Below are 19,998 nucleotides of genomic sequence, written 5' to 3' on the forward strand. Positions count from 1 at the left end.
GAGGATTTTACTCAATTCAAACTCGTAAAAAATTGAGTTTTTCCCGGCATCGAAGTGGAATTTTATCATAGGAGAGATAATGATCATGCGAATGCGGACGGACCAGAACCCAGGTCTTCAGCTCTTCGCTGTACGGAAAGTCAAGACAGCGGACGGTTTTCTGCGTTGGGTTTCCCGGAAGAATTCTGCTGTTTCCCGTTCGGCGGAATCAGCTTCAGCACCAGCGGCAGATCCGAGGTGATGCGACGGAATATCCGGATTGCGATTCCTCCCGGAACCGTTTCCGGCTGAATTCCTTCCAGCTTCTCCCATTCTCCTGTTCCGTTCAGAAGAAGAACTTCCGGCAACGTTGCGGATTCCCAGGCGAGCGTGAAAACTCCGCGCGTCCAGTCGTCCAGATTCAGATTGAACACCCCGAGGATCGTGTCGGCTCCGGCCTGCTTGCGCCATGCCAGCGCATACGCGCCGTCACAGTCGAACCGCAGCGGCGCGGTTCCTCCGGCCAGGCGGTCGATCACGCCGTGCAGCTCCTCGCGCCGGAACGGGTGGCAGAAAGAGTATCCGACACTCGTGCGGAATTCCAGCGCATGCACCGCCACCCGGCCGCCCTCCCGGTTTTCAAAGAAACTCATGGCCGGAGCGACCCGGCGCGTATCGGGGTCGACCCACGAGGAGATCTCCTCCGCCCCCGGCTGCAGCCGCAGATCGCAGAAGCGCGCTTCGCCATCGAGAAAGGGCAGCGTCGCCGTCAGATACTTTCGCGGAGAACCTCCGAAATCAGGATGATGAAACTCTTCCGCGGAAACCAGATACGGCAGATCGCGCCGGTTGACCGGCGCCGCGACCCATTCGAGTCCGATCTCGTTTCCGAATCCCCGTTCGATCAGGATCTTGGCCGCCGGACCGTCGAGAAGCAAGCCGCCTTTGAGCAGTTGCCGCAGTTCGTCGTCGGAAAGGCCCCGCGCGGTCTCTCCGGCCAGAGCAGCGACATTCGACTCTTCAAACGTCGTGGCGATGCCGTGACACTCCAGCGCGAGCATCATCTCATATCCATCCTCGGCCAGATCTTTGTAATCCGCTCCCGGCTCCAGATGTTTGACGATCGATGCTTCCGGCGCATGGAGCAGCCGGACCCCGTAAAATTTTCCCGCCGGGCGGGTCGCGCGCAGCAGTGCGGACAGATACGCCTTCTTTTCCGCCAGCATGCGCCCGAAGTGTTCCTCCGTCCTCATCGGAGTGCCCATGTGGTCGAAGAGATTCAGCGTCACGCCATCCGACCCGTAGGCGAATGAGACTGCGATCTCCAGAAACGTGAACTTGACGCTCTTCGAAAAACGGGTGAACGGAACGTTTTCGCACTCCGTCTGCTCGATCGTTCCGGCCGGAAGCACCGAGCGGGTCAGTTTGATCGAATCCTGCGAGTAGTAGAGTCCCCGCATCGAATCCTCCGCGTAGTTCGCCATCGGCGGGCGGCTGTACAGCGCTGTTCCGTCCGCCAGCGCCTCTGCCAGCCGCGTCCAGTCCCGTCCCTCGAGGCAGTGGAGCCGCGGGCCGGAGGACATCAACCCGAGACAGGTTTCCGGCGAAACGGCGTGTACCGTTTTCGCGAGGAACGACGCGGTTTCCACCATGATTTCCCGCTGCATTTCCAGATATTCGCGCCGCCATGGATGCGCATCACCGGGCGAGAGCATCGCCCGCACGAGCTCCCCGCGTTCGACCGGCCGCCCGATGCGTTCCCCGAACATCCGCAGATGGCGCGGGCAGAAGCAGCCGAATGCCACCGGTTCATGATTGAACGTGCGGATGTCGTCCTCCACCCACATGATGTGCGGCCGGGTTTCGGCGTAGATCTCCCACAGCGCCTTGATGTGCTTCCGCCAGACCGGAGAGAGAAAGCAGGCGCAATGCTTCGTTTCGCTGCCGTCGTGCCCGACCATGCACTCAAGGCCGGGGAGGCGCTCCAGATCGTTTCTGCCGCGATCGGCGTGCCCGGCCGTGATCCACGGGTTGAGCGAATAGACAATTCCAAGTTCCGCAAGCCGCTCCTTCACCTCAAAAAGCATGGTCTGATACTGTTTCGCCCACTCCAGCGAGGGGTGGCCGTGGGAAAACTCCTCCGTATCGATTTTCACGATCACTTCGTCGATTTGAAAGCGGGGAGCCAGTTCGAGGAGGTCGGCGAGCGTTTCTCGGAATTTCCAGGGCGGCAGGGTGCGGCGCAGCGAATACCAGGCGTTCGGATGATTCTTGTTCATAATGTTCCTGTTGTGTGATTGGTGAGATCCTTTAACGTCGCTCCGGGCAGAAATGTCGTCGGAATCAGTTTCTGCTGCGGAGTGTCAATTTTTCCATCGAGCCGCTCCTGCAGCATCTGCGCAGCAGCAAGCCCCAGTTCGAACGACGGAGAGAGATAGCCGGTCAGCGGAATCCGAACCGGAAAATCAAGCCCGTCCGCTCCCGTGACGGAGAGTTGCTCCGGTATTTCAATCCCCCGATTTTGCGCTTCAAGCCAGACCCCGGCGGCGACATAGTCGTTCGAACAGATGATGCAGCTGAGTGAATCATCCTGCCCGATCAGCGCGCGGAATCCCCTCTGTCCGGTCTGCGTATCGAATCCGCTCCAGGGCGCGAAACGAACAACGCACGGCGTTTCGGCGAGCGCATCCCGGACGGCACGGTTGCGTTCCCGCCCCGCCTGAGAAGTTTCCAACGCGGGGATCACGCCGATCCGGCGGTGTCCGCATGCGAGCACGCGGCGCACGAGATGGAGCATGCCGCTGTAGTCGTCCGCGTTGACGCTGGAGATTCCGGGATTGTTCCGGATTCCCTGAATGCTCACGACCGGCGGACTCTCCGCCGCAAGCTCTTCGACGAACGTTTCGCGTTCAGTCATGCCCCACAGCAGAAAGCCGTCGAACATCTTGCCGCGGCAGAACCGCAGATGTTCCCGTTTCTCCAGAAACTGCGAGGTGACCGCCACCAGGGAGCAGTAGATTCCCCGCCGGGAAAAGCTCCGCTCCACCGCTCCGAGCACGCCGGACAGATTGTAATCAATCGGCCCGTTTCCGTTCAGGCATTGCTCCGGAACCAGCAGTGCGACCAGGTCGCTCCGGTTCCGGAATGTCCGGAGCGCGTTGATGTTCGGCATGTATTGCAGCCGGTCGCACATCTCGAGGATGCGGCGGCGCTGTTTTTCTGAAACCGTGTGGGCGTATTCCGGGGAGAGCGCGCGGGAAACCGTTGCCGTCGAAAGCTGCAGCGCCGCGGCGATCCGGCGGATATTGACCCGGCCGTTTTTTTCCGAAGAGTTCATATGTCGAATGTTGCGTCGTCGATGTAAAATCCGCACTGCTCTCCCGCGCCGAGCACGAGTTGCGTTCCCCGGCGGGCGAAGAGCAGCCGGACATGGATCAGTTTCGGTTTATCCGCGTCGAGCGGCAGTCCGAAGGTCGCTCCCCCCTCCGTCCGGTGAAAGGCCGGAATCATCAACTCGCGGCCGTGATAGTTCAACATCATTTTTCCATCCACCCAGAGCGTCGAGCCCATGTTGGAGCAGCACATGAAAAGCCCGTCCGGGTGCGTCCCGGCGGTCCGCAGGAACGTGAACAAATGCAGCGACTGGAATTCACGCAGGAACGGCGTCAGCTCCAGTACGGTTCCCGAGAATGTGTGCCGGTGTTCCGCGTAGAGGCCGGCCTCGGGACCGGATTTCAGAAGTTCCCGTTCGACCTTCCCTGCCTCCATGTCGTCGATATCATTGAAAATCAAGTAACTGCTCCGCGGCAACCACTTTGTTCCGTCCGTCTGCGGGACGCGGTAATCGCAGACGAGTTCCCGCCCGTCGCGACGCAGCTCGGCTTCAATCCGCCCGGCCAGCGCAATGACACGGGCGGAACAGTCGCTCAGGGTTTCGGGCAGTGCATCGAGCTTTTTCAGAAAGTCGCTGACGGTGATCCGGTCCGGGAGTTTCGCGAGCCAGCGGGCGGGAAACTCCGCTTCCCCAAATGCCAGGCCCAGAAGCGCGCCGCAACTCGCGGCCGTGCAGTCGGTGTCTTTGCCGAAGTTGATGCACATGACGATGGTCCGGATGAAATCTCCGTTCCCATACAGAATCGACGCCGTCAGAAACGCGAGATTCATCACGCAATATGTGAAATTGTGGCTGCCGAACCGCTTCAGAATCCGATCCCGCAGCTCTTCCGCGGGCGTCTCCGCCGCGTGCAGTTCAAACACATATCTGACCGCCTGCGCAACCTGTGACTCCGCCGGAATGACGGCCAGCGCCTCCTTCAGCGCGGTGACCGGATCGTTTCCGACGATTGCGATGCTGCCCGCGGCGGCGAGAAACATCTCCCCCCACACGCCATCCCCGTAATGGTCGACCATCGCGTCCTGCGCGGCAAAAAATGCCGCCTGCCGGGGCCTGCCCGGAGAAAGACACGCCCAGATTTCGCTCCGGATCGTCGCCCCCATTCCGGAGCCGAAGGAGGCGTTGTCGACGAATCCGCTCATGGGAGGTTCGAGCCCTTTCCGCAGGTTGCGTATCGCCACGCCGTATTCGTCCATGCCGTACTTGATGTGTCTGCTCCACATATGCGCCAGATGACGGGCCGTGAGCCGGCTGCCGTGCTCCTCGGCGGCCAGAAGCCACAGCAGCTGCATTTCCAGGTCGTCATTCGGACCGGAATCCAGAAACAACCTCTCCGGCGTCAAATCGAGTTCATAAGGCACTCCCTCGTAAGGCGCGCCCAGACCGCCACCGAGTGCTTTCCCGGCCCAGCAGGCCTTTACTTTCTCTGCAAATTCTTTTTCCCCAATTAATTCCATCGAATTTTATCCCGGATCCCTGTTCAAATGTAACTAGTTTCATTTTCTATTAGAATACCATTGCCGCGTTGAAAATGCAAGCTCCGGACCGGAAAACATTTCAGTGTGCGGGAACACCCGTGAGATTCCGGATGGAATTTCCGGCGATGCGCGAGACCGGCAGAACACGGTGATGCTCGACTTCACGGTCATCGATCATGGCGGTGAGCATTTCTGTCCCCTCAACGCCGATTTCATAGGATGGTAGATAGAAGGAGTCCAGATAGAGCGGGCAGGGGAAACGCAACCCGTCCGCCCCGGTTACGGAGAGATCCGCCGGGACTTTCAGCCCGGCCTCTTCAAACGCGTTGATGCACCCCCATGCCGCCATGTCATTCGGGGTGATGATGCAGGTCGCGTCCGTCCCGTCCGCCAGAAATCTCCGCCCCATCTCCCGGCCGTAACGGAAGTCGAATCCATCCTCGGGGGCGGTCCAGACCGGTTCCAGACCATGGCTGCACAACGTGTCGAGAACCGCGCGTTTCCGCTCGGCGCCGGATGAACCCATCGTGAGCGGCGGCAGAAACGCAAATCGGCGATGACCCGCTTCGAGAGCAGCTTCCACCACCAGCTTCATGCCGCCGTATTCATCCGCCACGACCCGGGGGCAGTCGCAATTGTTGACGACGGTGGTCAGAAGCACCAGCGGAATCTTTTCGTCAAGCAGTTCCTGTATGCAGGTGTCGTCCTGAAGCGCCCCCCAGAAAAGGATTCCGTCGGTCATCTTGGAACGCACCATGGTCAGATGCTGCCGTTCCCGGAGGAACTCATCGGTGAGCTGAACGAGCTGAAGACTCTTTCCGCAGCGGCAGAGCACATGCTGAACCCCCATCGTGATCGCGGCGAAATTGTAGTCGAAATGAAGGTCGCCTTCGGTCATCTGACCGTTGCTGTTGATGTGGCGCGACAGCAGCGTAATCGTGTTGGAACGTTTCCGGCTCATGCGCCGCGAATGAATGTCCGGATAATATCGAAGCTCCTCGCAGATGCGGAGAATCCGTTCCCGCTGTTTCGGCGAAACGGAGGGCGACGGCGGATTCTGAAACGCCCGCGATACCGACGCCACAGAAACGCCTGCGAGTTTTGCCACTTCCTTGATGTTCATCTGCCGATTCCGCTCCCGATCTGCCTGCCGGGAAACCGCCGGAACTCTTTCCCCGCGACTGGGCGGTTCCCCTGAACGTTTCTTCAAAATAGCACATTTTGCCGAAAATGCAATTCCCGCTCTCCGGCCGATTCGCTTTCGGATGACCGGAATTTTCAAATATAATCATTTTATAACAGGAATGACTTGACATCGATCGATGAATATGGTATAATTAAAGCATGGTAAATAGTTACCATAATAGGTGAAATCCCGGTTTCCGCCATTCCGGCGAAACCGGAAACATGGTGATGACGAAATGGTTGCATCAAGTAAACTCTCGTATCCCGTTGAGACGGTTCGCTGGAATGGAGAAGTGATTTCGCGTGTTCCGGAAGAGGAATACCGCGGGACGTTCGAACTGCTGGCCTCACTCGGCATCGACGGCGTGATGCTTTCCGGGTACGCTGAAGTGGAGGCCGCCGATTTTGATTTGAAGGCGGAGACGCTGCGGATCGGGCGGCTTCTCAGGGAGCTCGGACTCCGGTGCAGTCAGCATCATGGACTCTGTCCGACCTTTGCTCCGATCGGCCAGTCGCAGAAAACGGTGGTCGATCTGCTTCGGCGCGAGATGGAATACACAGCCGCCCTCGGCGCGGAAACGCTCGTGATTCATCCGGGGCGGAGAACGGGAAAATTCGGTTCCATCGGGGAACTGCTTGACGCATTCGAGGCCGAAGTGCGGTCACACTCTCTGGATCAGGTGATTGCCGTCTGTGCGGAGAATCTCCATGCCGCCGGAGAATTTGCCGCTGAATGCGGGGTCCGGATTGCCGTGGAAAATGTCGACCGGTTCGAGCCGCTCGCGTCCCCGGAGCTTCTGCCGCGACTGATTGCAAAGAGCGATTCACCGGCGGTTGGATTCTGTTTCGACTCCGGTCACGCCCACTGCTGCGGCAACGATCCGGTGGCATGGATCGACAAAATGGGGAGGAAACTCTTTGCAACGCATCTTCACGACAATCACGGAGTGCGCGGCATCCGGCAGGAAGCCGGATTTCTCTCCTCTGCGGGGATCGACGAGCATCTTCCGCCGGGATTCGGCACGATCGACTGGTTCGGCGTCATCTCCGCTCTGCGGAGGAACCGGTATGAGGGGACGGTCAACTTCGAATCCGGTCCGTGGCCCGGAGAACTTCGTGAGGGATACCAGAGTGCAATCCATTTCTGGAAAACTTGTGAACGATTTGTCAATCAACGTGAAAATAAGTAGCTCATATCATCTGGAACAGCAACTTTTCACCAACAATCCCGAAAGGAGAGTAAACCATGCGGTGGAGAAAATTTACCTTGATCGAGCTCCTCGTGGTGATCGCCATCATCGCGATATTGGCGGCGATGCTGCTGCCCGCTCTGAATCAGGCGCGGGAACGGGGGAAATCCGCCAAATGTCTCGGAAATTTGCGGCAGCTCGGTCTCGCCTCCATGATGTATGCCGATGACAATCAGGCGATTCTGCCTTATCCCTCGCAGGTTTATGGCGGCACCGCCGGATTCAATGTCATCGGCACCTGGCTCTATCTGCTTGTGAAAAACCAGTATATCACCGGCACCATGAAGAATATGAGCGAATTGCAGGAACCTTATTCGCAGGGGGTGATCCACTGTCCCTCGGAAAATACCGACTCTCTGGCCAGAAGTCACTTCGGCCCCTCATTCGCCATCCTTGCGACCGCTCAGTCGAGCCTGAAAAAACTGCGCAATCCGTCGAAAAAGGTGTGGCTGGCCGATACGAATGCGGACGGTTCCATGAAGGGGTTCCGCGGGAATGAGTCCGAAGGCGGTTCCTACTGGGGGGTCAAGGACCCCTATGTTCCGGGGGTCTACCATCGCGCCGCGAATGGAGACGGAATGCTGTATATGCGTCACTCCGGTTCGGTCAACCAGAACTTCTGCGACGGCCACGCGGAGAGTTGGAACGTCGCAAAGGTCAACTCCGCCGATGACGGAAACGACGCTTATTTGAATGTTACAAAATGAGGAAATCCGCATGATCTCTCTCCGAACACTGCTTCTCGGCTGCGCCGTTCTGGCCGGCTGTCTTGTCGTCCGGGCCGATGTTTCGTCGGAAAAACTTGAAATCGTTATCGGCGCAAATCCATCGAAAACCGAAGCGTTCGCCGCCTCCGAACTTTCGCGTTATATCGGGCGCATGACCGGAGCCGCGCCGGAAGTGCTTTCCGGCCAATCCGGGAAGGCCTTCCCGATCTACCTCGGCCGCGCCGCGGACCGGAGACTTGTGGCGAATTTCAACCACTCGGTTGCGCACATCGAACACGACGCCTTTGTGATCGAAGTTCTTCCCGACCGGATCAACGCGATCGGAAACAGCGACCGCGGCACGCTTTACGCCGCCTACGAGCTGCTCGAACAGCAGGGTTGCCGCTGGTTTTTTCCGGGAAAACTCGGGGAATGCATCCCGGAAAAGGTGAAACTTTCGTTTCCGGAGGGGAAGCGGGAGTTCGTTCCGGACTTCAACCAGCGCACGATCGACATCGGCGCAACCGAGGGGATCGACTTCGGGGAGATGATCGACTGGGCCGCGAAGAACCGCCTGAACTTCCTCCCCGCCGCCCGGACTTTCTTTGTCCGCAAATTTCTGCCGCCGGAACAGCAGGACATCTGGGAGAAGCGCGGCGGCCAGCAGGAGTGGCAGTTCCATGTCCACAACCTGAACCAGATGCTTCCGGCGGAGAAGTATTTCAAGGATCATCCCGAGTATTACGCCTTGTACAAGGGGCGCCGCCATCCGATCGGGACGCCTTCGCGCCCCGGTTACGGCGGCGGCAACATCTGCACGACCAATCCCGAGGTGATCGATATCTGCGCGAAGTTCATCATCGATTACTTCGACAGCCATCCCGAGGGGATGATCGTTCCGGTCTGGCCCGGCGACGGTGCGATCATCTGGTGCGAATGCCCCGAGTGCAAAAAACTCAAAGGGGTCAACTTCATGAACGGGCGGCGCGGCTCGATGAGCCGCCGGATGATCACCTTCGGCAACGCCGTGGCACGGAAGGTCGCGGAGAAATATCCGGACCGCAAGGTGCTCGTTCCCGCCTACGCGAACTACATCCGTCCGGTGGACATTCCGCTCGAACCGAACGTGATTCTGCAATACTGCCTGCACGGCGACTACGCCCACGGCGTGAACCGCTGCGATCACAACAAAGCCGAACGTGAACAGCTGGAAGGGTGGGCCGCAATCAGCCGGAATCAGCTCGGCGTCTGGGAGTATTTCCTGCTCGGCGACCACTACTCCGCGCCGACCGAAAACAGCGCGATGCTGCCGGTGCTCTACCGGATCAAATACACGCTGCCTTACTTCAAGTCCATCGGCATGAACAACTACATGACCCAGAGTTCGCCGAAATACTGGAAACACAACATGGCGGCATACTACCTCACCGCGAAATATGCCTGGAACGCCGACCGCGACTTCAACGCGCTTCTCGACGATTTCTGCCGCAACATGTACGGAAAAGCCGGTGACAAGGTGCGCGACTACTATCTTCTGGTTGAAGACGCTGTTGAGAGAAGTGACTGGCATCCGTCGATTTACAGCGATCTTGCCGTCCCCTCTCCGAAAGTGTTCACTCCCGCCGTGCTGGAGAGGGCCGCCGGACTTTTGAAAGAGGCGCAAGAGGCTGAACTTTCCGACATTGAGCGGGAGCGGCTCAATCTCGTGCTCGACACGTTCCGGCACATTCAGAGCAACATCGGCACCCGCAACGCGCTCGGCGTCGACGCGAAAACCGAATGGAGAATTCAGCGGGGGAAAGACGTTTACGTCATGAATCCCGACGGCCGCGAGCTCTCGGATCTCGATGTGAAACGGCTCGTCACCAACGCGCTCGACGTCGGCAACTACAGCGACGACTTCAAGCGGATCTTGTTCCGGGCCCGCAAGCGGAACATGCCGGTTCTGGAACTTCGCAATGCGGCCGTCACCGTCGGCGTCATCCCGGAACTCGGCGGCCGGATCATCCGGATGACCGACAATCGGACCGGGCGCAACTTCTTCGAAGAACCCGCTTCCGACGGCAAGACATCGATCGGAGAAAAGTATTTCAACTACGGCGGTTACGAGGAGTATATCGGCAAATCCTTCGCCGGCCCCGGCTGGGAGAGCAGTTACCAGGCCGAAGTCGAGTCCGGCGCAGTGCGCATGTCGTTCGCCGACGACACGTTCCGTCTGGAGCGGACCGTGAGTTTGCCGGTGGCGGATCAACCGGTCATGCGGATCGAATCGGTTTTGACGAACCTCTCCGGAGAGAGCGTCACGACGGCGCTGCGCACCCATCCGCTGCTCGCCTGGAACGGTGAGGCGGGGGATGTCAGGGTCGAACTCTCCCAGCCGGATGGTTCGGTCCGCACCTCCACCGTAAATCTGGAGCATGACAAAAGCACTGCCGTGCACGGCGCTCGCTGCGTGCTCTCCGGATCCGACGGCGGTTCCCTGGAGTATAAGGTCGATCCGGCGGGGGAGGGGGCGCTCTACTTCTGCAAAACTTCGCCGCGCACGTTCACTCTCGAATTTCTCGGGAAAGAACGCACCTTGAAACCCGGAGAGTCGATCCGGATCGTTCAGCAGTTCACCATCCACACGAACACAAAATAAAACGACAGGAGTTCATTGATCATGGTCAGACACGGATTCTTCCTCACACTGTTCGCGCTCGGCGCTTTCGCTCTTCAGGCGGAAACGCAGAGCGTCAACCCGCAATCCTCCACGGGTGTTGAGTTCGCCGAGGGCAAGATCGGCAGGGCGGTGCAGCTTGGCGAGAAGTCGCGCATCTATTTCGATACAGACGTATTGAATGTCGCCGGAGGCACGGTCGAGATGTGGATCCGCCCGACTGCGGAGACGCCGGACACGAAACAGAACTTCCTCATCAGCAACGGTACGAACAACCCATCCTGGTTTTTCTGGGGATTCGACGGCAAGGCGAACAACTTCCTGTCGCGCTGCCGGAAAGACGCGAAAACGTTCGAGCACTACTCCTCGATCCGCATTCCGTATAAGTTTCCGGTCAATGAGTGGAGCCATGTTGCGCTGGTCTGGTGCAACGTCGCCCCGGGCGAATCGCTCGTACAGCTTTACGTGAACGGCAAGGCCGTGATCGAGAAGTTCGACCAGTCCCTCGGCACACAGAGTTCCGGCCCGGTCGGCATCGGCTGCAACACCGCGAGCAACGCCGCGCCCGCCTTCGTCGGACTCATCGACGAACTGCACATCTCCAACACGCCGCGCCCGCCGCAACAGATTCTCGAGCGCTTCGAAGCGGTGAAATCAGGCAATCCGGTTCCGCCGGATGACGCCACGCTGCTCTATCTCGATTTCGAGGGGAATCTCACCGGGAAGCGGAACGCCGCACCGCTCACGCTCGAAGAGCTCAGCAAACGCGGCAACGATCTGCTCGACCTCATCGTCGGAGAATGAGGAAAGGTTTCCGATCGTGCGATTGCAGGCTCTTTCCTTCTTTTTCGACATCGACGGAACCGTTACCCGCTACCGGCCGGGGGCTCTGGCGGCCGACCGGCTTCTCGACGGGAACTTTCTCTTCCCGATCATCCGCGACATGCTTGTGGAACGGGGCGTATCCTCCGGCGATGCCGCGGCGATGATCCGCCGGGAGGCCGAAGAGAACATCTTCTGGTGTTACGGAGACTTCATTCGGAAGTTCGATCTGCCGCCGGAAGCCGCAGCCGTGCGTTTCCGGGCCTGGCACGAGGAGAATCTGGCGGTGTTTCCCGACACGGTCGAACTGATCCGCTCCCTCGCGGCGGAACAGACGCCGCTCTACGTCATAAGCAACAACCCGGTCGACGGCTGCCGGATGAAGCTCGAACGGGCGGGCCTCGATCCGGAGCTTTTCAGCGGTATCTTCGGGACCGACGTGATGAAAGGGTGCAAGCACCTCGCATCATCGTGGGAACGCGCGCTGAGTCTCGCGGATGTGCGGCCGGAGTCCGTCGTCACTGTCGGTGACGACGTGAAGGAGGACGGAGCCGTTCCGCGAAGCTGCGGCGTCGGTACCGGCGTCATTCTCGAACGCGACAGCGCACTCCGGATTCGCCGGGCGGACGGATTTCTCCATGTGAATGACGCGCGGGCCATTCCCGGCGCGCTGACCGGGATGGAGTTCTGAAGATGCAGACGATCGACTGGCTCATCATCGGGGGGCTTCTCGCACTGTTGCTTTTCATATTGGTCGCAAGTCAGAAAATCGTGCGAAGCGCGGCCGACTTCCTCGCGGCCAACCGCTGTGCGGGCCGGTATCTCCTGACGGTCGCCTCCGGCATCGGCGGAATCGGGGCAATCTCGATCATCGCGGTGTTTGAACAGTGTTACGTCGCCGGATTCGCACCGCAGTGGTGGCGGTTCATCAACGGGCCGATCGGACTGCTGCTGGTGGTTTCCGGCTGGGTCTACTACCGGTATCGCGAGACGCGCGTGCTGACGCTTGCGCAGTTTTTCGAACTGCGTTACAGCCGGAACTTCCGGGTGTTCAGCGGGCTGCTCGGCTGGCTCTCCGGCATCGTGAATTACGGTATTTTCCCGGCGGTGTCGGTTCGTTTCTTCATCTACTACTGCGGTCTGCCGCGGAGTTTTACGATTCCGGGAATCCCGTTTGAGTTCGAGACGTTTCTCTGGCTGATGATCCTTGTGATCGGGCTCGGCGTCACATTTGCCATTTTCGGCGGTCAGGTGGCCGTGATGTTGACCGATTTCGTGCAGGGCATCTTCTGCAATCTCGCGTTTCTGGCGATCATGGTGTTTCTCGTGATGACCTTCAGCTGGGAAGATATTTTCGCTCCGATGGTGGAACTTGCCCGGGAGAATCCGGATCGTTCGCTCTTCAACCCCTACCGTACCTCCGGAATTCAGGATTTCAACATCTGGTTCTTCCTCATCGGAATCGCGGGAACGATCTACACGACCGGCGCATGGCAGGGAAATTCCGGCTACAACTCCGCCGCCAAGAGCGCGCATGAGGCGAAGATGGCCGGACTGCTCGGAACCTGGCGGGTCATGGTGCAGAATTCGCTGTTCCTCTTTATTCCGGTCTGTGCGATTGCGTTCTTTCACAATCCTGATTTCGCCGCGGGGGCAGGGGAGGTCAACGCCGCGCTTGATTCGATCGCCGACGCGCAGGTGCGCGCGCAGATGACCGTGCCGATGTTCCTCAAATACATTCTGCCGACCGGATTGATCGGGATTTTCGCCGCCGTGATGTTCGCAGCGATGCTCAGCACCGACGACACTTATCTGCACAGCTGGGGGACGATTTTCATACAGGACGTGATCCTGCCGTTCCGCAAAAAACCGTTCGCCCCGAAAACCCACATCCGGCTGCTGCAAACGTCGATCGTGTTCGTGGGAATCTTTGCGGTCTGTTTCAGTTACTTTTTCAGCCAGACGGAGGCGATTCTGCTTTTCATGCAGATCACGGGTGCGATCTACATGGGCGGCGGCGGGGCGGTTCTGATCGGCGGACTTTATTCGCGCTTCGGGACGACGGCCGGAGCCTGGGCGGCCATGATCGGCGGCAGTTCCATGTCGGTCGGACTGCTGCTGCTCCAGCAGAACTGGGTGTCGTTTGTCGCGCCGTTTCTGGCGGAACACTTCGGCTGGGCGTGGCTGGCCGCGCGGATGGACCGCTGTCCGGTCAACGGGCAGATGGCTTTCGTGGCGGCCTGCGTCTCCGGGGTGGTGCTTTACGTCTCGGTTTCCTATCTTGACCGCTGGATCAACAAGCGTCCGGATTTCAATCTCGAACGCATGCTGCACCGCGGCATTTACGATACGACCGGCGAGCACGCCGCGGGAGGGAAAGTCGGATGGCTGAGGTTGCTCGGATTGAATGAGGAGTTCTCACGCTCCGACCGGGTGATCTTCTTTCTGACGCTGGGGTGGACGATGCTCGGGGCGGCGATCTTCGCGACCGGATCGATCGGCGAGCTCTTCTTCACGATTCCCGACCGGATCTGGCTTTCGTTGTGGAAATATTATGTCATGAGCATGTTCATCATCGGATTTCTGGCCACGGTCTGTTTTTTGATCGGCGGCGGATTTGACGTTGCTGAGCTGTTCCGCACCATGCGTGACACCAAACGCAACAACGCCGACGACGGCATGGTTGTCGACGGGAAAAATGCAGGGGAATGAGATGGGAAAATCAGCGAAAACTCCCGATCACGACGACAAACTCTCCTTCGTCGAACCCGGATGCGCCGGGATTCCGGAAACATTCTCCGGCGATTACGTCATCCTGATCAAGGGCAACAGCATCTCCCGTCACGGGTGCAGTGAATCCACCCGCAAAAATCTCGGATGGGATCGCGAATGCGGCATGGCCGCAAGTTCCGAAGCGAATGACTATGTTCATCTGCTCGCCGCCGCCATTCAGACCACCATGCCTGAGCGGCGGGTCCGGATCGTGTTCGGGAAGGGAGGCCGTCCCGATCTGGCCGTTCAGACCGTCGGAGAAGAGGAGAAATATCGTCCCGATCTCATCATCGTCCAGGATGGGGAACACTCGGCAAGCAAAGCGGGAATTGTCACTTACGAGTATGATTACGATCTGCTGCTCGGAAAACTGGCCGCTTTCCCCGGGAACCCGGAACTCCTCGCCATCGGAATCTGGAATCCCCGCTGCCGGGAGGAGTTCCGGAGCTGTACCGGCAGGAACTACGACCTCTACGCCGTGGAGATCGCCCGCATTCAGAAGCGGGTCGCGGCCCGGCACGGTGCGAAATTCGTCGACGTTTCGGCGTATGAAAATGATCCGGCCAATACCGGTTCCGGGCTCGTCGCCGGAGTCCGGTGGCATCCGAACGACAATGGAATGCGCTGTTACGCCGAAGCGGCGTTTGCCGCATTCCGATCCTGACCGGTCTTTCCTCCGGATGCTCCGGCGGTTCTCCGCTCATCCGGTGTGGGAGCCCGGACGGGGAAGCTGATACTGCCTTTCCGGCGGACATTCCGGATCATGGAGGATTTTCAGCAGTTCGAAATTTCTGAGCTCGACAAAGTTGGAGTTCCCGCCCCCCAGATGGAGAATGGTGAAATATCCTCCCCGGAAAAAGCTCGGTGCGAAGAGAACCAGTTCTCCGTCGATATACAGACGGAAGATCTTTGCGGTCTGGAGCATTTCGACCCGATGAAATCCGCGGGTGTCCTCCGGCTGTTTGACCGGTTTGATCTGGATCTTTCGTCCGCCGTTTTCGGACTGGTATTCCAGCGGTTTCAACACCAGTTTTCCCCGGGTTTTCAACAAGGTCCACTGGTATAACGAACGGTCGATCCCCCGGGCGTTCAGGGCGGCAACCTGAAAAACCAAAAGATCTTCGAGCGCGGCATAATCGATCTCAAACCGGATCGCATAGGCGTAATCCAACGGCATCATCAGGCGGATGCCGCCTTCGGCATTGGCCAGAAAACGGAGCGTGTTCCCCGACCGCCAGAGGTTTTTCGATTGCATACTCTGCCACTCTTCGCCCGAAAAACGTTGGAACACCACTTCCCGGCTGCGCGGTGGCGAGTCGAGTTCATAAGGCGAGTATTGCCGGAATACCGGATCGACATGGCCGGTCCGGGATGTGTACAAATCTGGATCATTCCCATCGGTATTCATCGTAAAATAGACGCGGTTCTGCATTTCACCAAGTTCCAACGGTTTCTCCGTGACGGGCGGCTGAATACCGGTTCGAAGTGGCCGGAGCAACCAGACTGTGCCGATGATGATGATGCAGAGCAGGAGTGCTCCGAGCCCCGGGTAGCGCAGGCGAAACATCTTGTTCCGGAAGCGTTTTCTGCGGGAAAGGCCGTCTCTCAGAGCCTGCTTGAATTCTCCGGCCGTTTTAAACCGCAGGTTCGTATTCCGGTTGCACGCAGTGAGGATCACCTCGTTGAGACGGCTGTACTCGTCATCCAGCAATGAGAGGGGGAATGAGGGATAATCCTCCGCGGAGTTCCCGGTCAGGCAGCAGTAGAGGACTTTCCCCATCGCATAGAGGTCGTCGGTATTGCTTTTGCTGCCGGAACCGGATTTCAACCGCTCGGGAGGAATGAACCCCAGCGTTCCCCCCAGACTCAGTGATTTCGACATCGACCGCACCAGACCGATGTCGGAAAGTTTCGGTTCGCCATTGACGTAAATGATGTTTTCCGGTTTGATGTCCCGGTGAATCAGCTGCGCCCGATGCAGGGTTTCCAGACCCTGAAGCAGTTTTTGCCCCAGTTCAATGGTTTCTGCGGGGGAAAAACGCCTCTTCTTTTTCAGCAGATTACCGAGTGTCGCCGGGATGTAGAGTTTATCCGAGCCGAGATTGTCGGCAAGTTCCATCGTATAGTAAAGGGTGTTTTCGACTTCGCCAATGTGAAAAATCCGGATCAGGTGCGGGGAGTCGGCAATCCGGGAATAACAGCGGAGTCCGGCGAGCTCCCGGGCGATCTGTTCGGATTTTTCGACGGTTTTGAGCGCGACCGGCGAGCCGGCGCGATTGCGGGCAATCCAGACATCGCCATAGGCGCCGTGCCCGCATTTTTTCAAAATTTCGTAATCGGGAATCCGCATTTACACCGTGGAACCATGTTTCGCCGCATCGTCATGCAAAGTATCCCTGAATCGGCGGTATTCCTGCGGATTTTCCGGAAGACTCCGCTTTTGTGTCGATTTCCGCAGCTCCGTGATGAATCTGCCGCCCGGAAGCTGGCGGACAGGTTGTTTCCGGCAACGCACCGAAGCCCGGCGGTGGAAAACGAGTGGACTCCATGGCATGGAATCGGTCCGCCATCGGTCGAGTGGAGAAGTGAAATTCGGCATGATCACTCCTCCTCCCGCAGTTTTTTGACGATTGTCCGGAGTTTTGCGAGGGCGCGGCTTTTGGCGACATAGACCATGCCGACCGGGATGTTCAGGAATTTCGCCACGTTTTCCGCGGAGCCTCCTTTGAGCGCATAGAGCTCGAACGCCTGAAAGGTGGAGTCTTCCAGCTGGAGCTTCAGCTGGTTCAGCGCGAGCATCAGGATATGCTGCTGCCACTCGTCGTTCCAGCGGCCGGGATCCTCGGCTTCGAGTTCCACGGATTCGCAATCCACCTGATTTCGGCGTCGCTGCCGGATGATGTTCAGGGCGCAATGATAAATCATCACGCCAAGATAATTCCGGAACTTTCCCCGGGAACGGTCATAGACGAACGTTTTGCTGCGGTCGAAGAAACGCAGCATGACCGACTGAACAAGTTCATCAATTTCTGCGACATTGAGCTTGTAGTCCCGCCCGCGCACCACGATCAGCGGCCGATAGGTTTCGTAGAACTCCTGCCACGAAACCTCATCGCCGCTGCGAATCGCCTCCAGCAAAGTTTTTTTCGTTGTATGCGCCATATTTGCAGTTTCTCAATCGCTGCATCCCGGACGTTCTATGGGTCTCCAATCTGCTTCTCTTCCGACTGAAACTGAATTTAGCATGAAGCTAACATGGTCAAGCTCCATTTTATTGACGTTGAAGGATCGTTTTTGCGGCATTCTGGAAATTAATCATGGTAATAATGAAAAATACCAGACCTCCGATGGCGGCTCCCACGTAAACGAAGAGAAAGAATACTCCAATAATGAGTACCGTATTGACTCCGAGGACCATGAGTAACCATGCAATGGGGGCTGCAGCTCCGCAAATGCAGAAAATCAAAGGCATCATTTCAAGTTTCTGTTTTCCCAGATTGGTGAGAGTATTGAATACTTTTCCCAATCCCCAAATGCTTACAAACGTCCAATACAAACCGAAAACCGGAATGAACAAATAGCCCACCGCGATTCCCGGAGTCACTGGATGATTTGTTTCCGTGTGGATGATACACCAATATTTATACAACAGTATGCAGAAGAATACAGTGCTGGCGACTGCACCTATCCCAAAAGTCGGGATCGCCAGTGCCAGGGAGAGCCACCACCAGAAAAACAACGTATTGAGTTGTTCTTCTGCGGCTGCCGCATGGCCTGCGGGGATCAGCTGAGGAGTCAAGGCGTGTGGCTGGACAGGCGCAAACGATTTGTGAGAAGCGGAATAAGACGCGGCAGGCGTCATTGCTTCCACCGGCTTTTTGCAGAAACGGCAGATTTTCGCCTGGAACTTGATCGTTTCGCCGCAATGCGGGCATGTTTTTTCCGTTGCCGGCCGGGCGATGGATTTTTCACAGCAGGCGGGGCACTCATATTCCTGATTTTCCAGAGAGGAATCCAGCTCCATCAGCGTTCCGCAGGCGGGACAAATAAAGGGGAATGTGCTGGAGTTGAAGTTTGCCGCCTGCTGTCGAGAGGTGGTCGGAGGAACCGGGGAAACCGGAGAGGAGGGGGAAATGATCCGAGGTTGGGGAGTGACCGGCGTCAATTTGATTTTCGGTTTTTCCTGAGTTGTTTCCGGCGTAATCGGGATGATCTGATTGCAAGTAGGACACGCGGTTTCCAACCCCGCCCAATCATCTTCGGCTTCGAGCTTCGCATTGCAGTTCGGGCACCTGAAATGAAATGACATTTCTCTCTTTCTCCTGTTGGTTAGGCACAAAAGCACTGCTCAAAAGTGTCCCCGCCAACGCCTGGTACATCGTACAGAAAACACAAATCAGAATGTGCCAAATATTTTGACACACTGATCCGGTGTTTTTCTGTTGACGTCATGTTGAAGTGCCGTTTCTGGCGAGGACGTCGATCTTCAGTTGTAAAAATTACGATTTGTCTGCTTCGGTTGTATCTCCTCCAACTGTTAGTATTGACACTAATTTATTTCAGAAAGTTGCCGAATGCAAATAAAAACTGATTTCAACGTCCTTTTTTTTCATGATATCCTGCAGCCCAGGTGTTGGCGAGGGCTCAAAAAAGTCCTCGTCATGTGATACACGGGGAAGGGACAGATTCTTGCATCCTGTTTTGATTTTTCCGAAACACTCTGCAGAATTCTCCAGTCTTCCCTCATGGAGTTTGAATCAGGAGGAACGTATTGGTGCATTTTGACTCTCTCGCAAAAAAGTCGTGAAAACGAAAAAACATCTCCGGCGAAGACTTGAAATTGCTGGAATGGCGATTATATTATGGAAGTTTTCGGGCAAATTGTCGGGATATAGCGCAGTCTGGTCTAGCGCGTTTGACTGGGGGTCAAAAGGTCGAGAGTTCAAATCTCTCTATCCCGACCATTTTTATGCCGAAATTCCGGGAATCTGAGCGTAAACTCGGGTTCCCGTTCTTTTTTGTCCACTGTTGCCGATTCTCTCCCAAAGTGGCCGATTCGAGGCGGAAATGCCACATTTCTGCCACATTTTTTTGCCACACAATTTTCCCTCCGACAAATAGCCCGAAAAAAATTGATTTTTTTTCATTTGGACGACTCGGATTCATTCCGTCGGAAAGAATCCGAAGAACCTGAAATTTCGGTTTCCAGCCGAATCTTTCCGATTACCATCTGTGGGAATATGCTGGTTGGCGGAGTATCTCTTGTGGTGCTATCTTTTCCCCATTGTCAACATCAACCAATGGAAAGGAAATTCACCATGAACGAGATCATTCACGAAATCGAAGAAAAGTATGGATCACTCCTCATAAGAGACGGAGCTAGATTTCTCCTCGGCTTGCAGAGTTTTGGCGAGCTTTACCGTCAGCAAACCCGCTGCATCTATCTGCCCAACGAGAAGCAGTTTTATCAATATTCGCCGGCAAGCGGTCTGTGGCAACCTCAAAGACAGAGTGAGATGATCTCACAAGTCGGTCTTGCGGTTCGGGAATTTGCGAGCCGACGCGGAATCGAATGTGAACTCGCCCGATATCAGCGTCCTGCGGCGATCCGAGATATCCTGACCTATCTGGAAGTTCAAGCTGAAGTGGAAACCGCCTTTTTCTTTTCCTCGGGAAACTGGGTTCACTGCCGGAACACGATGGTGGAACTTACAGACTCCGGCGAATGGGAAATGCGTCCGTTTTCGCCGGA

General features: G+C 57.2%; 16 protein-coding genes and 1 tRNA gene. 9 read left to right on the forward strand and 8 right to left on the reverse strand.

Annotated elements, in window-relative coordinates; all coding sequences use genetic code 11:
- Positions 1-140: 140 nt before the first annotated feature.
- The 4 genes from Q0K10_RS14340 to Q0K10_RS14355 all read right to left on the reverse strand — a co-directional run bounded on the left by Q0K10_RS14340 (position 141) and on the right by Q0K10_RS14355 (position 5,974).
- On the reverse strand, positions 141-2,258 hold the full coding sequence (locus Q0K10_RS14340; RefSeq protein ID WP_294508363.1) for a hypothetical protein: 2,118 nt from the start codon (positions 2,256-2,258) through the stop codon (positions 141-143).
- Positions 2,255-3,316 carry a LacI family DNA-binding transcriptional regulator gene (locus Q0K10_RS14345; RefSeq protein ID WP_294508366.1) on the reverse strand — a complete coding sequence of 354 codons (1,062 nt, stop codon included), beginning with the start codon at positions 3,314-3,316 and terminating at the stop codon, positions 2,255-2,257. Before Q0K10_RS14345 ends, Q0K10_RS14340 begins: the two co-directional genes overlap by 4 nt.
- Positions 3,313-4,830 (reverse strand): ADP-ribosylglycohydrolase family protein, encoded by a 1,518-nt coding sequence (locus Q0K10_RS14350; protein WP_294508369.1) that lies wholly within the window; start codon positions 4,828-4,830, stop codon positions 3,313-3,315. The genes Q0K10_RS14345 and Q0K10_RS14350 overlap by 4 nt, the downstream gene beginning before the upstream one ends.
- Before the next feature lie 100 nt (positions 4,831-4,930).
- On the reverse strand, positions 4,931-5,974 hold the full coding sequence (locus tag Q0K10_RS14355) for a LacI family DNA-binding transcriptional regulator (protein WP_294508373.1): 1,044 nt from the start codon (positions 5,972-5,974) through the stop codon (positions 4,931-4,933).
- Positions 5,975-6,272: 298 nt separating this feature from the next.
- Between Q0K10_RS14355 and Q0K10_RS14360 the strand changes: the two genes are divergently transcribed.
- Genes Q0K10_RS14360 through Q0K10_RS14390 form a run of 7 tightly spaced genes read left to right on the forward strand, consistent with a single transcriptional unit; the run spans position 6,273 to position 14,910 of the window.
- Positions 6,273-7,226: a sugar phosphate isomerase/epimerase gene (locus tag Q0K10_RS14360; RefSeq protein ID WP_294508376.1), complete on the forward strand. Its 954-nt coding sequence runs from the start codon at positions 6,273-6,275 to the stop codon at positions 7,224-7,226.
- A 56-nt stretch (positions 7,227-7,282) separates the two neighbouring features.
- A complete protein-coding gene (locus Q0K10_RS14365) occupies positions 7,283-7,993 on the forward strand; it encodes a prepilin-type N-terminal cleavage/methylation domain-containing protein (RefSeq protein WP_294508379.1) in 711 nt (236 codons plus the stop codon).
- 10 nt (positions 7,994-8,003) lie between these two features.
- Positions 8,004-10,634, forward strand: coding sequence for a DUF4838 domain-containing protein (locus Q0K10_RS14370; protein ID WP_294508382.1), 2,631 nt, complete (start codon positions 8,004-8,006; stop codon positions 10,632-10,634).
- A gap of 21 nt (positions 10,635-10,655) precedes the next feature.
- Entirely contained in the window at positions 10,656-11,456 is an 801-nt protein-coding gene (locus tag Q0K10_RS14375) for a LamG domain-containing protein (protein WP_294508385.1), read from the forward strand.
- A gap of 16 nt (positions 11,457-11,472) precedes the next feature.
- Positions 11,473-12,165 carry an HAD family hydrolase gene (locus tag Q0K10_RS14380; protein WP_294508388.1) on the forward strand — a complete coding sequence of 231 codons (693 nt, stop codon included), beginning with the start codon at positions 11,473-11,475 and terminating at the stop codon, positions 12,163-12,165.
- Between the two features lie 2 nt (positions 12,166-12,167).
- Positions 12,168-14,186, forward strand: a complete 2,019-nt coding sequence (locus Q0K10_RS14385; protein WP_294508391.1) for a hypothetical protein — start codon at positions 12,168-12,170, stop codon at positions 14,184-14,186.
- Between the two features lies 1 nt (position 14,187).
- Positions 14,188-14,910, forward strand: coding sequence for an SGNH/GDSL hydrolase family protein (locus Q0K10_RS14390; protein ID WP_294508394.1), 723 nt, complete (start codon positions 14,188-14,190; stop codon positions 14,908-14,910).
- A 36-nt stretch (positions 14,911-14,946) separates the two neighbouring features.
- On the opposite strand, the gene Q0K10_RS14395 is transcribed toward Q0K10_RS14390, so the two are convergent.
- The 4 genes from Q0K10_RS14395 to Q0K10_RS14410 all read right to left on the reverse strand — a co-directional run bounded on the left by Q0K10_RS14395 (position 14,947) and on the right by Q0K10_RS14410 (position 18,555).
- On the reverse strand, positions 14,947-16,596 hold the full coding sequence (locus Q0K10_RS14395; RefSeq protein ID WP_294508398.1) for a serine/threonine-protein kinase: 1,650 nt from the start codon (positions 16,594-16,596) through the stop codon (positions 14,947-14,949).
- Positions 16,597-16,845 (reverse strand): hypothetical protein, encoded by a 249-nt coding sequence (locus tag Q0K10_RS14400; protein WP_294508401.1) that lies wholly within the window; start codon positions 16,843-16,845, stop codon positions 16,597-16,599.
- A gap of 2 nt (positions 16,846-16,847) precedes the next feature.
- Positions 16,848-17,408: a sigma-70 family RNA polymerase sigma factor gene (locus Q0K10_RS14405; protein WP_294508405.1), complete on the reverse strand. Its 561-nt coding sequence runs from the start codon at positions 17,406-17,408 to the stop codon at positions 16,848-16,850.
- Between the two features lie 109 nt (positions 17,409-17,517).
- On the reverse strand, positions 17,518-18,555 hold the full coding sequence (locus Q0K10_RS14410; protein ID WP_294508408.1) for a hypothetical protein: 1,038 nt from the start codon (positions 18,553-18,555) through the stop codon (positions 17,518-17,520).
- Positions 18,556-19,131: 576 nt separating this feature from the next.
- On the opposite strand from Q0K10_RS14410, the gene Q0K10_RS14415 reads away from it, so the two are divergent.
- Both Q0K10_RS14415 and Q0K10_RS14420 read left to right on the forward strand, forming a co-directional pair.
- Positions 19,132-19,210, forward strand: a tRNA-Pro gene (locus tag Q0K10_RS14415).
- Positions 19,211-19,564: 354 nt separating this feature from the next.
- The coding region (locus Q0K10_RS14420) for a hypothetical protein (RefSeq protein ID WP_294508411.1) at positions 19,565-19,998 on the forward strand (434 nt) is incomplete at its 3' end.

Source organism: uncultured Victivallis sp., assembly GCF_944391105.1.
In the GTDB taxonomy this organism is placed as follows: domain Bacteria; phylum Verrucomicrobiota; class Lentisphaeria; order Victivallales; family Victivallaceae; genus Victivallis.

Bases quoted from the DNA above. Each gene is read 5' to 3' on its own strand.
- Q0K10_RS14340 (WP_294508363.1), bottom strand. From the start codon at position 2,258: ATGAACAAGAATCATCCGAACGCCTGGTATTCGCTGCGCCGCACCCTG.
- Q0K10_RS14345 (WP_294508366.1), bottom strand. From the start codon at position 3,316: ATGAACTCTTCGGAAAAAAACGGCCGGGTCAATATCCGCCGGATCGCC.
- Q0K10_RS14350 (WP_294508369.1), bottom strand. From the start codon at position 4,830: ATGGAATTAATTGGGGAAAAAGAATTTGCAGAGAAAGTAAAGGCCTGC.
- Q0K10_RS14355 (WP_294508373.1), bottom strand. From the start codon at position 5,974: ATGAACATCAAGGAAGTGGCAAAACTCGCAGGCGTTTCTGTGGCGTCG.
- Q0K10_RS14360 (WP_294508376.1), top strand. From the start codon at position 6,273: ATGGTTGCATCAAGTAAACTCTCGTATCCCGTTGAGACGGTTCGCTGG.
- Q0K10_RS14365 (WP_294508379.1), top strand. From the start codon at position 7,283: ATGCGGTGGAGAAAATTTACCTTGATCGAGCTCCTCGTGGTGATCGCC.
- Q0K10_RS14370 (WP_294508382.1), top strand. From the start codon at position 8,004: ATGATCTCTCTCCGAACACTGCTTCTCGGCTGCGCCGTTCTGGCCGGC.
- Q0K10_RS14375 (WP_294508385.1), top strand. From the start codon at position 10,656: ATGGTCAGACACGGATTCTTCCTCACACTGTTCGCGCTCGGCGCTTTC.
- Q0K10_RS14385 (WP_294508391.1), top strand. From the start codon at position 12,168: ATGCAGACGATCGACTGGCTCATCATCGGGGGGCTTCTCGCACTGTTG.
- Q0K10_RS14390 (WP_294508394.1), top strand. From the start codon at position 14,188: ATGGGAAAATCAGCGAAAACTCCCGATCACGACGACAAACTCTCCTTC.
- Q0K10_RS14395 (WP_294508398.1), bottom strand. From the start codon at position 16,596: ATGCGGATTCCCGATTACGAAATTTTGAAAAAATGCGGGCACGGCGCC.
- Q0K10_RS14400 (WP_294508401.1), bottom strand. From the start codon at position 16,845: ATGCCGAATTTCACTTCTCCACTCGACCGATGGCGGACCGATTCCATG.
- Q0K10_RS14405 (WP_294508405.1), bottom strand. From the start codon at position 17,408: ATGGCGCATACAACGAAAAAAACTTTGCTGGAGGCGATTCGCAGCGGC.
- Q0K10_RS14410 (WP_294508408.1), bottom strand. From the start codon at position 18,555: ATGTCATTTCATTTCAGGTGCCCGAACTGCAATGCGAAGCTCGAAGCC.